Here is a 13,391-nt window from a genome sequence, read left to right on the forward strand (position 1 = left end):
GTTATTTTGGTTGGTTATAATTCATTATACTTGCTATACCTTCTAAGGGTATAACTGCCCATCTTGGTCTGGAGTTTAATTCATAGCCTAATTCATATACTGCCTTCTCCAATAGACAATATTTTAATAAAAACTTAATCTCATGACTGTAGCCAATATTAAGGTTTTCCCTTTGTGCTTTGTCTATGTAAGTTTCCAAAAATACACCTACCATGAATCTGTAGAGAATTTCGCCTGCTCTAAACAAATCATTCTTATCATGTTCATAATTTTCAGAATTATTAAAAATAGTAGAATAAATTGCGTAATGAAAAGATCTAAACATTCCCGCAACATCTTTAAGTGGTGGTTGTTTTACTTTTCGGTCACGTATGGTACTCTCTGGTTCTCCTTCAAAATCTAAAAGATAAAAATCATCACCTTTTACCAATACTTGACCCAAGTGATAATCTCCATGAATTCTGATGCGTTCACTTTTTAGTTTAGTCCAGTCAAATTCTAAAAACTTTTTTCTAATTTCTTTTTTACGCTCTAAAAATTGTTGTGCTAGTTCTAATGCTAGCCCATCAAGCTTATGTAAATTATTTTCAATAGTATTTAATCGATTTTGAAATTGATAAATTAAACGGTTTTTTAGCCATACGGTGTAATCACTATTATAATTGGAAGGAGTGAAAGAGGTATCTTGTATTTCACTTCCTAAAGCAATGTGCATTTCTGCAGTTCGCAACGCTAATTGTTTAATTCTAATGAACAAGTTTAAACCTGCCCAATCAATAATTTCTGGTGGAATATCCGTTATTTTTAATCGCTTAAATAAAGAGATTTTGGGTAATTTTGAAATTTGTATTTTCTTGCGTTCCAGATTGCTAAAAACCTTATCTAACTCATCCAACATATATTTCCAAGCATCTCCTTGATTGGGTACCAATTCTTGCATGAGACCTAATGTAATGGTATCATCTTTACCATGCTGAAGATTGATACTGCCATGATAAGCAGGGGTATTATTAAAATTACTACGCTCTGTTAAAAAACGACTTATTTCATAGTCAGGATTTGTATTAATATAAATACGTCTAAATAATTTGAGGACAAAATGGTCATTAAACACGATGGAAGTATTACTTTGTTCAACCCCCATAAAGCTGGAAGATTTATAAGCAGTTTCTTTTAACTTCAATCCTTTATGAAACTGTATTTTCTGTCCTTTTTGATAAGGATCGGCATACAATATCTTTTCAAACAACAATTTTCTAAATTCTTCTTCATGTAAGGCATCCATTATATACCCTTCTTTGCCGTCAAAACTTATAGGGGTAATTACCGTATTAGTATTCAGGTTTTCTTTTAAACAAAAGGAAAGTGGCATAAAGTAATTTTGAAAAAAAGCTTCCTTAAAATTTACCTCTAAAAGAACTCCAAAATACAACTTGGTCTCCGAAACAATTTTAAAATAATCTATGATTTCAATATATTTTAAAGTACTCGCCTTGCCTGCATACCAACGCTTTTTTATAATATAATCTTCTAAAATATCTTCAGAAAATACTTTGAGAAATTCATCACTATTAAAAGCATTCTCCCATTTAGTCTTAAAAGAAAATGGCGTTTTAAAGGTGTCTTGGTCGGTTGCTTTATGACTCATTACTTATGTACTTTAAAAAGGTGAAACGGCAGCGCGGGGTGTAATTCTACAAAACACCATTCTTTATCCCATACATAGCTGCTTCCGGTAATGGTATCATTAATATGTAATTGTTGACCCTCTCTTGTATTGAGTTCAGCTAGTGGCAATTTTATCCAACCTTGGCTCTTGTAGTAAGAATCTAAATTAACGACCATTAAGGTATAATCTTTTCGCTCATCATCAAACTTTAAATAAGCCAATATATTATCATTATCTGTTTCACAAAAGATAATGTTTTGAGTTTGTTGCAAAGAAGGATGTTGTTTTCTAGATTCGTTAACCTTTTTAATTACACTAGTGAGTTTATTTTCTATATTCCAATCCCAATGACGTATTTGATATTTTTCAGAATCTTTGTATTCTTCTTTCCCTGGCATTGGTTCTGACACCATTTGCTCAAAAACTGGCCCGTAAATACCTGTATTTGAACTTAAGGTTGCTGCTAAAAAGTATTTTTGTAAATATTGAGCTTCATTAGCACCTTGCAAGGCATATGGATTAATGTCTGGTGTATTTGGCCAAAAATTGGGTCTAAAATATTCCTTCTGAGAAGTTTGTGTAAGCTCTGATAGATACTCTTTAATCTCCTGTGCAGAATTACGCCACGTGAAATATGTATATGATTGCGTAAAACCTTGTTTGGCTAGTTCCTGCATTACCTTAGGTCTTGTAAATGCTTCAGAAAGAAATAAGACATCAGGGTACTTTGCCTTTACTTTGGCAATAAGCCATCCCCAAAAATAAAAAGGTTTTGTATGCGGATTATCAACCCGAAATACGTGAATACCACATTCTTTGATCCAGAACATCATGATATCTAATAATTCCTTCCATAAATTCTTCCAGTCTTCACTCTCAAAATAAATAGGTAAAATATCTTGGTACTTCTTTGGTGGGTTTTCTGCATATTGTACTGTACCATCTGGCCTCCATTTAAACCATGAAGGATGTTCTTTAACATAAGGATGATCTGGAGCTGCTTGCAATGCAAAATCCATAGCTACTTCTATACCGAGCTCTTTTGCTTTATTCACTACAGACTTAAAGTCTTCTATAGAGCCTAACTCAGGATGTGTAGATTTGTGTCCTCCCAAATGAGAACCTATACCCCATGGAGATCCTACATCTCCATCTTCTGCATTGGTTGCATTATTTTTACCTTTACGGTTTACCTCTCCTATTGGGTGTATTGGCGGGAAATACAAAATGTCAAATCCCATATCTGCGATTCTTGGAAGCAGTCGCTCGCAATCTTTAAATGTACCATGTTTTCCTTTTTCTTGCGCAGAAGAACGAGGAAAAAACTCATACCAAGTAGAAAAACGAGCTTTGAGTCTGTCAACGTAAACTTTTAATTCTGGTGAAGTATTTACCAACAGTTTTTCTGGATATTTTTTAAACAAAGTCTTGAGAGTTGATGATCCCGCTTCTTCTACTGCTTGCTCATATGCCGTATCTGATTGAAACCAATGTAACAGGTTATCTAAATATTTTTGTTCATCTGCCGTTGCTTTAGGTAACACTTTTTTAATATATTCAACACCTTCCAATAACTCTGAAGTTACTTTTTGACCATCTTCAATTTTACGCTCAATACCATGTTGCCAATTTAATGCATAGTCTACCCAGCCTTCAATATAATACGTATAGTATCCTTGTTCATCAACCCTAAATTCCGCCTCCCAAACATCATTCCCTTTAGGCAGCATGCGAACTTCTTCTGCCAATTTTTGTTTTTCATGTTTAAACCTAACGGCGCATTCTATAACATCATGCCCGTCCGAAAAAACATCTGCAATTACTGTCACTTTTTCTCCCACAACCCTTTTGATATAAAAAAGACCTCCATCCAGTTGAGGTGAAACATTTTCAATAATTACTCTTTTTTGGCTCCACATTTTTTTAAACTTTAGTATTCGTTAAAAATATAAAAAAGGTTTTAAATAAATAACTTGCAGTCTAATTAACTAAGTGATGACCAAAGAAGCTATAAAAAAAGAAAACAAATCAGTATTAAAAGTTCCCAAGAGTATCTTATTCACTGGAAAATTATTACAACTTTTCTCTTTAAAATTGGTTGCTAAATTTGCTGCACGCCTTTTTATAACCCCTTTCAAGCATGCCATCCCTAGGCGAGAATTTTCAATGGATAAAGAGAGTAAACAAACCTTTTTGAATCTCCCGCATAGTAAAAAACAAATCTGCGTTTATAAATTTGGAACCTCTCAAAAAAAGATCTTGCTAGTGCATGGATGGAGTGGACGCGGTACACAATTAGTTAAATTTGCCGAAAAGTTAGTCGCACTTGGCTATCAAACTATTAGCTTTGATGCGCCTGCCCATGGCAAAGCCACTGGAAAAACAACCGATATTAAAGAGTTTATAGAAGCTGCCCTATTCTTATCCAAAAAATATGGTCCGTTTTACGGGGCCATTGGCCATTCGTTAGGAGGAATGACGTTGCTCAATGCGATTGCTCAGGGAATGATTACAAGAAAAATTGTTATTATTGGTAGTGGCGATATTGTAACCGATATAATGGACGACTTTATCAGAAACCTTGAATTAAGACCTCAAGTACGATTTTTAATGCAAGATATTTTTGAGAAAAGAACCAACGAACTCATGAATGATTACTCCGCTAGCAAAGCAGCTAAATTTGTAAACATCCCTGTATTAGTTATTCATGACAAAGATGATAAAGAGGTATCTGTAAAATGTGCCTATCACCTTCATGAAAACCTTTCCAAATCAGAAATATTTATTACCTCCGGCCTAGGTCATCGTAAAATCTTAGGAAATGGTACGGTTGTTGATAAAACTATGCAATATATCAATAGAACCTAAAAATTTAATAACATTATGAAACATTTTGGAAAATTACTCTTAGCATTCTCTGTTCTTTTTATCTCTTGTGAAGGTGACCCAGGTCCTCCCGGTTTTGATGGGTTAGATGGTCTGGATGGTGAATCTCTTTTAGGAACTGTATTTGAAACTCCCGCTATAAATTTCAATCAAGGAAATGATTTTTCAGCTTCTTTTGATTTCCCTACAAATTTTGAAGTATTTGAGTCTGATGCTATTTTAGTGTACTTATTAGAAGATGTAACCGGAGACGGCAACGGAGGTGAAGCAGATATCTGGACACCCTTACCGCAAACTTTCTTTTTAAATGAAGGCACATTGCTGTATAGTTTTAATCATACTTTTTTTGATGTAGCTCTATTTTTAGATGGAAATTTTGATTTATCATTAACCCCAGATGGCTTTACGCAAAACCAAATATTTAGAATTGTAGTAGTTCCAGCAGAATTTGGGCAAGCATCAAACGTAGATCTATCTAACTTTTCTCAAGTAATGAAAGCCATGGGTAAAAGCGAGATTGATATTATAAAAATGACTCGTGAACAGTAAATTTTATTTTGAAGTCTTTTGTAAAATTTATGGTTTTATTACGACCAAGGGATAAAGTGAATTCCTAAATTTGTTAAAAAGTTGATTATGAATAAAATTATCTTGGCCATTGCGGTTGTAACACTGGCAGGTTGTAATGGCAATGCACAAAAAAAAGAACGGCAAAAAAAGGAGCAGGAAAAAACCTATGCTGTGAATAAAACACCCGAGGAATGGAAAGCACAACTTTCAGACAAAGCATACTATATTCTAAGACAAAATGGTACGGAAAGAGCATTCACGGGAAAATATAACAAGTTTTACGAATCAGGTGTTTACCAATGTGCAGGATGCAAATCACCCTTATATAAAAGTGAACATAAGTTTAACAGTGGTACAGGCTGGCCTTCTTTTGATCGTGGCTTCGATGAAAATTTGGAATATATAACTGACAATTCCTATGGAATGTCCAGAACAGAAGTGGCTTGTGCGGTTTGTGGAGGCCATTTAGGTCATGTATTCAATGATGGGCCTCAAGACACAACTGGAAAGAGACATTGTATAAACTCAGCAGCTTTAAACTTTAAACCAGAAGATGAAGGAAAATAAAAAATACGCCATTCAAAAAAGTGACGCAGAATGGAAAGCACAACTTTCGCCTGATGAGTATCGTATTATTAGAGAAAAAGGCACAGAGCGTCCACATTCTGGAGAATATAATTTACACTTTGAGAAAGGTATTTATCAATGCAAAGCATGCAATACTCAACTTTTTAAAAGCAATAGCAAATTTGAAAGTGGATGTGGTTGGCCAAGTTTTGATGATGCCATTGAGGGAACGGTAGAATATCATAAGGATATTACTTTTGGAATGATCAGAACCGAAATTGTGTGCGCAAATTGTGGAGGTCACCTAGGTCATATTTTTGATGATGGTCCCACAGCAACAGGCATGAGATATTGTGTAAACTCCGCAAGTATCAATTTTGACGAAAAAAAATAACTACTAACGGCTTCCTAAAATAGGAAGCTGTTTTTTTTATTCACATTCCGGCACCATTATGAATGCTAATTCGCCCAACCAATTTTCTTTCCTATGCTACAATTGCAAAGAATATAGCAGTCTTCAACCTCTCCATAGAATAAAAATTTGCAGAAGATTTACAGCAGGCGAAGCATCTGGCAGATGAGGCTTTTCTTTCATTGATTTAAATAAAACAAAAACTGATACTTCTGTTTTATAAAAGGCTAAAAATGTATAAAAATTTAGTCCTTAAAAACTTATTGCTTAACTTCGTGACCGAAAAATTAGCAAATAAAAATCTACATCATGAGTAAATACGATATCATAGTTTTAGGTAGTGGTCCTGGCGGTTATGTAACCGCTATCAGAGCCTCTCAATTAGGGTTTAAAACTGCTGTGATTGAGAAGGAAAGCCTTGGAGGTGTTTGTCTTAATTGGGGCTGTATCCCTACAAAAGCTTTATTAAAATCGGCTCAGGTTTTTGAATACCTTAAGCATGCTAAAGATTATGGCTTGAAAGTTTATGAATATGATAAAGATTTTGACGCAGTTGTTAAAAGAAGTCGGAATGTAGCAGATGGAATGAGCAAAGGTGTTCAATTTTTAATGAAAAAGAATAAGATTGATGTTATTGAAGGATTTGGTTCCGTGAAGCCAGGAAAAAAAGTAGATGTTAAGGATAAAGATGGAACGGTAACAGAATATCAGGCAGACCATATAATAATTGCTACCGGAGCTCGATCCAGAGAACTCCCAAGTCTTCCCCAAGATGGAAAAAAAGTTATTGGATACAGAAAGGCAATGACATTGCCTTCTCAACCAAAAAGGTTGATCGTAGTTGGTAGTGGCGCTATTGGCGTTGAGTTTGCATATTTCTATAATTCTATGGGTACAGAAGTTACCATTGTAGAGTACCTACCTAGAATAGTACCCGTTGAAGATGAAGAAATTTCTAAACAGTTAGAAAGAAGTTTTAAAAAGAGTGGTATCAATATTATGACTTCCTCCGAAGTAACTCAGGTAGATACTTCTGGTGATGGCGTTAAAGCAACCGTAAAAACTCAGAAAGGCGAACAAATACTGGATGCAGACATCGTATTATCTGCAGTTGGTATTAAATCCAATATTGAGAATATAGGACTTGAAGAAACCGGAATTGCTATAGATAGAGATAAAATTTTGGTGAATGATTATTATGAAACCAATATTCCTGGATACTATGCTATTGGCGATGTTACTCCAGGCCAAGCCTTGGCACATGTTGCTTCTGCCGAAGGAATATTATGTGTAGAAAAAATTGCAGGAATGCATGTAGATGCCCTTGATTATGGAAATATTCCTGGGTGTACTTATTGCAACCCAGAGATAGCTTCTGTTGGTTTAACAGAAGCACAAGCCAAAGAGAAAGGGTATGAAATTAAAGTTGGGAAATTTCCTTTTTCTGCTTCTGGAAAGGCCAAAGCAAGTGGAAATCCTGAAGGCTTTGTAAAGGTTATTTTTGATGCAAAATATGGTGAATGGCTAGGTTGCCATATGATTGGTACTGGGGTAACAGATATGGTAGCAGAAGCGGTGGTTGCTAGAAAATTAGAAACTACAGGGCACGAAGTTCTTAAGGCAGTTCACCCTCACCCTACCATGAGTGAGGCCGTTATGGAAGCGGTGGCAGATGCCTATGATGAAGTAATTCATCTCTAAAGATTAAGCAATCAATATATAATTATAAAAATCCGGATTTTTCATTTAAAATTAGCATCGTTGAAGTTATTCTTTGATAAAACTTTTAATAGCCAGTTCATAACTCTGCATACCAAAACCAAGTATCACTCCTTTTGCTCCCGCAGAAATATAAGATTGATGTCTAAATGCTTCCCGTCCAAAAGTATTAGAAATATGAACTTCTACAACAGGTGTCTTAATTGCCTTTACAGCATCACCAATGCCTACAGAAGTATGCGTATAGGAAGCGGCGTTTAGTATAACACCATCATAACTAAAACCCACTTCTTGTAACTTGTCTATCAAAATTCCTTCAATATTAGATTGGAAATACTCGAGTTCTATAGCTCTAAATTTCATTTGTAACGATCTAAAGAAATCCTCAAAGGTTTCGGTTCCATAAATTTCGGGTTCTCTTTTACCTAATAAATTTAAATTAGGCCCGTTTATGATAATCAGTTTCATTTTGTCTTATTAAGAACGTAAAAGTAGCAAAAGTGAAGGCATAAAAAAAGCGGAAGAAAACCTTCCGCTTTTAAATATTTAAATTTAATTCGTTGTATTATAAAAAGAAATATCCTACAGACAATTGGAAAGCTCCGTTTTTAGCATCTGCATCTTCAGCGATGTCTGCTAATCCAAGACTATATCTTCCCTGAAAAAATAAACCGCTATCAAGCGTATAGCTCAAACCTAAATTAAGGCCGTAGTCAAATGAATCAGCTTCAACATCTTCACCTAAAATTTCGTCTTTTACTAAAAATCCTACCTGAGGACCTGCTTCAATACTAAACGCTTCTGAAACTTTAAATTTAGCTAAAAGAGGTAAGGTAATATAATTAAGATTAAGATCTATACCACTAAATGAAGCACCCTGTGCAGAGTATAACAATTCTGGTTGAAATGCAAATTTGTCTGAAATTCCTATTTCAGCAACAGCTCCAAAATGGAAATTTGTTATGCCATCAAATCCATCAGCACCATCGCCATTAAGGCTCGCAAAGTTAGCACCCGCTTTAGCACCAAATTTAAAAGATTGCGCAGAAGTAGTCATTACCAATGCGAGGGCAAACACACTAAATAAAATCAATTTTTTCATAATAAGTCAAGTTTAAAATTAAGGCGCAAACATAGCATTCTATTCAATTCTACCCTAATAATCAGGTATTTTTTAACAAAAATTATAGAAAAAAACTTTCTTTGTAAGAATTTAGCCTCTTTTTTATTGTTTTGATAGTTTCTCTATATTTTAAACACTATTTGTTTCTTTTAATTCAAAAAAAGATGACTTTATCACCCTTATTGATAATTTAAAATGTTCATACTACTTGTTAAAAATGTTAAAAAAAAGAAAATAACGTACTAAAACTTTGGCAGGGTTACCTGGAGTATAGGTTAACTGCTGAGAAATCATAGAATCCTGCATTAGCATCTTTTCTTTATTATAGCAACTCACCTATGGAACTACTTCTCCACTTCATTTATCAGTCAAAAAGTGCTTCCCTTAATCTTGACTAACAGCATGATTTGATTCTTTTATTTAGAATATTCATAATTTAATTAGATTAAAAAATAAGTTAAGTTATTTATCCTTTAAAACTAAAATGTATTTACCCAAATAGGTACATTCTTTATATTGATTAAGAAGTAAACTGAGTAACTTAAGTATCTTTAATAATACAGATTCACTTTTATTTTTTGAAGTAAACCAAATTTGAATAAATAAAATTCTATTTTTAAGCTATGAAATGGGAACATGCCTTAAAAGATTTTCAAAACTATCTAAAAATAGAAAGAGGTTTGTCTTCCAATTCAGTAACCAATTACTGCTTAGATCTTAAAAAACTCATTGTTTTTTTAGAATGTAACAACATTGAGGAATCTCCTGTTACCATAGGTTATGAAACTATCCAATCTTTTATTTATCAAATAGCAAAAGAGGTAAATCCTCGATCTCAGGGAAGAATTATATCTGGATTGAAAAGTTTTTTCAATTATTTGGTTTTTGAAAATTATCGAGAAGATCATCCATTAGCACTTATTGAAGCCCCTAAAATAGGTAGAAAGCTTCCAGATACCTTAAGCCAGAACGAAATTGATTTACTTATTAAAACAATAGATTTAAGTAAACCAGAAGGAGAAAGAAACAGATCTATTCTTGAAACTTTATATGGTTGCGGACTCAGAGTATCTGAGCTAACAGACTTACGTTTATCTGATCTGTATTTTGAAGAAGGCTTTATTAAAGTAACTGGTAAAGGAAACAAAGAAAGACTAGTTCCTTTGAGCCAGCCTACCCAAAAATTTATGACGTTATACATAAAAGGTATTAGACTTCATCAAAATATTCAAAAGGGAAATGAAGATATTTTGTATCTTAACAGAAGGGGTAAAAAGCTCACTCGTGCCATGATATTTACTATTATAAAAAGATTGGCAGAAGCTGCCGGACTCAAGAAAAGTATTAGTCCACATACTTTTCGGCATTCTTTTGCAACTCATCTTTTGCAGAATGGAGCAGATCTAAGAGCCATTCAACAAATGTTAGGACATGAAAGTATTACCACTACAGAAGTCTATATGCATGTGGAAAGAAGTTATCTTTCCAAAGTGATCAATGAATATCACCCAAGAAACAATTTAAATCTATGAGTTTATCAAATCAATTTCAGCATAATTGGTGGAAAGAAGGAATTGTTTATCAAATCTACCCAAGAAGTTTTCAAGATAGTAATGGAGATGGTGTAGGTGACTTAAGAGGTATTATTAGCAGATTAGACTATATCAAAAGTTTGGGTGTAGATATTATCTGGTTAAATCCTATATATGATTCTCCAAATGATGACAATGGTTATGACATAAGTGACTATAGAAATATTCTTGATGAATTTGGAACTATGGAAGATTTTGATGTACTCCTTAAAGGTTTACATGAAAGAGGAATTAAGCTTCTAATGGATTTAGTGGTAAATCATTGTAGTGACGAACACAAATGGTTTAAAGAGTCTAAAAGTTCCAGAGACAGCAGTTATCGTGATTATTTTCATTGGTGGCCTGCTGAAAAAGGTATCCCCCCTAAAAGATGGAGTTATTTTGATGTAGAAGGAAATGCATGGAAGTATGACGAACATACAGATGCCTACTATTTACACTATTTCTCTGTAAAACAACCAGACCTAAAGTGGGAGAACCCAGCGTTGCGGAAGGAAATCTATGATATGATGACCTTTTGGTTTGAAAAAGGAGTGGACGGATTTAGAATGGATGTTATTTCATTTATTTCAAAAGACACTAATTACCCAGAACTGCCTGAAAAATATAAGGGTGATTTTATAAGTTATTACGCAAACGGACCAAGGCTGCATGAGTTTTTAAATGAAATGAATACAGAAGTACTTTCTAAATATGATGTGATGACCGTAGGCGAAGCTCCTGGGGTAACTTTAGAAGATGCGTTGTCTTTTGTAGATGAAGACCGCAAAGAGCTCAATATGTTTTTTCACTTTGATTTAATGTCACTGGATAGAGCGCCTGGGGAAGTTTTTAAAATGAGAAAAGATCGCTGGAAGCTTACCGAATTTAAGAAAATACATTCTGCTTGGGATAGAGCTTTTGAAAAAAAAGGATGGGGAAGTATGTTCTTAAGTAATCATGATTTCCCAAGAAGCGTCTCTAGATGGGGGAATGACCATCCAGAATTCTGGCATAATTCTGCTACAATGCTTCAAACTTTTTTACTAACTATGCGTGGCACTCCCTATTTCTATTTTGGTGACGAAATTGGAATGACGAATGTTAAGTTTGAGCGTATTGAAGATTATCGAGATATCAATACCTTAAATGCTTATCATGCTGCTGCACATAACGCTGATGATCTTGAAGCTTTTATTGAAAATGAAAAAGAAGCTGCAAGAGACAATGCACGCACTCCAATGCATTGGGATAGCACTAAAAATGCAGGATTCACAGAAGGAAATCCTTGGATCAAACTCAATGAAAATTATAAGAAAGGAATCAATGTAGCAGAGCAAGAGAAAGATGCTACTTCTGTTCTCAACTATTTCCGAGCTATGGTAAAAGTTCGTAAAGAACATCTTACGCTAGTGTATGGCGATTATGAGTTATTGGACGAGAAAAATGAAGCCATTTATGCATACTTAAGAACTATGAGTAGCAAAAAATATTTAATTCTATTAAGTTTCTCTCAAGTGAATACTTTGTTTGATATCAGTAAGATTTCATTCAAGAAGAAGTACTTGATTATCTCAAATGATGCTGTAATTAAAAAAAACGAAGATCAAATTGAGCTTAGACCTTACCAAAGTATTATCTACAAATTAGATTAAATATGGAAATTAAAAAACAACGTATTGAAAATATTGATGCATTAAGAGGCTTTGCGCTTGCAGGAATTGTGATTGCCCATTTTAGTGAAAATTATTTAGCAAGTCCCGCACCAACGGCATTTAATGAAGCTGTGCACCCAGGCGCAATAGATTCAATTGTAGATGGATTTATTTTTTTGTTTATCAGAGGAAAATTTTTTGCTTTGTTTTCCTTCTTATTTGGACTTAGTTTCTTTTTACAAATGAGTCGTGCGCATGATGCAGGGAAAAATTATGGACTCCGTTTTCTATGGCGCATTGTTATTCTATTTGGTATTGGATATGTGCATCACCTATTCTACAGAGGAGATATTCTTACGGTATATGCAATCGCCGGTGTTTTTCTTATTCCCTTTTATCGTATTCCTGTTCGTTGGACGTTGGCTATAAGTGTTCTTATTTTCTTGGGAGTATTCAGGATTTTAATTTATTATATCACACAGGGTAATCCCATTTTTTCAAGTACTGAATTATCTCCTGAAAGTCCTGATGTTCTCAATTATTTTAAAATAATTTCAGAAGGCTCATTAATAGATGTATTTAAGATAAATGCTGTGGACGGTTTTCTACAAAAGATGGAATTTCAGTTTGGAGTTTTCTCCCGTGGATATCTCACTTTTGGTTTTTTTCTTTTAGGTTTAATCGCTGGGAAAGTTCACTTATTCCTAAATTATGAAGACTATTTAAAAAAGATTAAGCGTAGCCTTGTTGCTTGTATCGTATTGTTTTTTGTTTTTGCCGGGTTAACTACCTTTTTAATGTCAACTGAGCAAAACGGATTCAATATGAAAAGTCTTCGGTTTATGTTTGGACTTAATCTTTATGATATGCTTAATTTGGTGATGACGCTTGCAATTATCTGTATTTTTATTTTGGCATGGCGCAAACAATGGGGATATAAGTTTTTAAGTCAATTTACTGATTATGGCAAAATGGCGTTAACAAATTACCTCTTACAAACCATATTTGGCACCTTATTTTTATACGGTTGGGGCTTTGGTTATATAGGAGAATTTAGAATTCTATATATTTTTCTTATCTCTATTATATTCATAATAATACAAATATATCTAAGTAAGTTATGGCTTAAAAAATTTAGTTATGGGCCTTTTGAATGGGCTTGGAGATGCCTTACTAATTTTAAATTATATTCCATTTTACGTAATAATCGCTAATAAAA

The 13,391-nt window shown here is 33.9% G+C and carries 12 protein-coding genes; 8 read left to right on the forward strand and 4 right to left on the reverse strand.

Translation table 11 applies throughout. From position 1 onward, the window contains the following. Position 1: 1 nt before the first annotated feature. Together WBG07_RS02525 and WBG07_RS02530 are read right to left on the reverse strand one after the other, a co-directional pair. The gene (locus tag WBG07_RS02525; RefSeq protein WP_340198908.1) at positions 2 to 1,648 is read right to left on the reverse strand and encodes a trehalose synthase; all 1,647 of its coding nucleotides are present in this window, start codon (positions 1,646 to 1,648) and stop codon (positions 2 to 4) included. Continuing rightward, positions 1,648 to 3,588, reverse strand: a complete 1,941-nt coding sequence (locus tag WBG07_RS02530) for an alpha-1,4-glucan--maltose-1-phosphate maltosyltransferase (protein WP_340198909.1) — start codon at positions 3,586 to 3,588, stop codon at positions 1,648 to 1,650. The genes WBG07_RS02525 and WBG07_RS02530 overlap by 1 nt, the downstream gene beginning before the upstream one ends. 76 nt (positions 3,589 to 3,664) lie before the next feature. Between WBG07_RS02530 and WBG07_RS02535 the strand changes: the two genes are divergently transcribed. From WBG07_RS02535 to lpdA, 5 genes are all read left to right on the forward strand, one after another. Then, the gene (locus tag WBG07_RS02535; protein WP_340198910.1) at positions 3,665 to 4,537 is read left to right on the forward strand and encodes an alpha/beta hydrolase; all 873 of its coding nucleotides are present in this window, start codon (positions 3,665 to 3,667) and stop codon (positions 4,535 to 4,537) included. A gap of 15 nt (positions 4,538 to 4,552) precedes the next feature. Then, positions 4,553 to 5,104, forward strand: coding sequence for a collagen-like protein (locus tag WBG07_RS02540; protein WP_340198911.1), 552 nt, complete (start codon positions 4,553 to 4,555; stop codon positions 5,102 to 5,104). An 87-nt stretch (positions 5,105 to 5,191) separates the two neighbouring features. After that, positions 5,192 to 5,692 (forward strand): peptide-methionine (R)-S-oxide reductase MsrB, encoded by a 501-nt coding sequence (msrB, locus tag WBG07_RS02545; RefSeq protein ID WP_340198912.1) that lies wholly within the window; start codon positions 5,192 to 5,194, stop codon positions 5,690 to 5,692. Further along, positions 5,679 to 6,086 (forward strand): peptide-methionine (R)-S-oxide reductase MsrB, encoded by a 408-nt coding sequence (gene msrB / locus WBG07_RS02550; RefSeq protein ID WP_340198913.1) that lies wholly within the window; start codon positions 5,679 to 5,681, stop codon positions 6,084 to 6,086. Before msrB (WBG07_RS02545) ends, msrB (WBG07_RS02550) begins: the two co-directional genes overlap by 14 nt. A gap of 327 nt (positions 6,087 to 6,413) precedes the next feature. Beyond that, on the forward strand, positions 6,414 to 7,805 hold the full coding sequence (gene lpdA, locus WBG07_RS02555) for a dihydrolipoyl dehydrogenase (RefSeq protein WP_340198914.1): 1,392 nt from the start codon (positions 6,414 to 6,416) through the stop codon (positions 7,803 to 7,805). 66 nt (positions 7,806 to 7,871) lie between these two features. Here the strand turns inward: lpdA and aroQ are convergent, their stop codons facing one another. Further along, the gene (gene aroQ, locus WBG07_RS02560) at positions 7,872 to 8,291 is read right to left on the reverse strand and encodes a type II 3-dehydroquinate dehydratase (protein ID WP_340198915.1); all 420 of its coding nucleotides are present in this window, start codon (positions 8,289 to 8,291) and stop codon (positions 7,872 to 7,874) included. 97 nt (positions 8,292 to 8,388) lie between these two features. After that, positions 8,389 to 8,925, reverse strand: a complete 537-nt coding sequence (locus WBG07_RS02565; RefSeq protein ID WP_340198916.1) for a porin family protein — start codon at positions 8,923 to 8,925, stop codon at positions 8,389 to 8,391. A gap of 644 nt (positions 8,926 to 9,569) precedes the next feature. Here WBG07_RS02565 and WBG07_RS02570 point away from each other — a divergent pair. The 3 genes from WBG07_RS02570 to WBG07_RS02580 are packed head-to-tail and all read left to right on the forward strand — an operon-like array spanning position 9,570 to position 13,386. Further along, a complete protein-coding gene (locus WBG07_RS02570; RefSeq protein WP_340198917.1) occupies positions 9,570 to 10,478 on the forward strand; it encodes a site-specific tyrosine recombinase in 909 nt (302 codons plus the stop codon). Next, entirely contained in the window at positions 10,475 to 12,172 is a 1,698-nt protein-coding gene (locus tag WBG07_RS02575; RefSeq protein WP_340198918.1) for a glycoside hydrolase family 13 protein, read from the forward strand. The genes WBG07_RS02570 and WBG07_RS02575 overlap by 4 nt, the downstream gene beginning before the upstream one ends. A gap of 2 nt (positions 12,173 to 12,174) precedes the next feature. Next, positions 12,175 to 13,386: a DUF418 domain-containing protein gene (locus WBG07_RS02580; protein WP_340198919.1), complete on the forward strand. Its 1,212-nt coding sequence runs from the start codon at positions 12,175 to 12,177 to the stop codon at positions 13,384 to 13,386. The last annotated feature ends 5 nt before the right edge of the window (positions 13,387 to 13,391 follow it).

The organism is Ascidiimonas meishanensis (assembly GCF_037782385.1).
In the GTDB taxonomy this organism is placed as follows: Bacteria; Bacteroidota; Bacteroidia; order Flavobacteriales; family Flavobacteriaceae; genus Ascidiimonas; species Ascidiimonas meishanensis.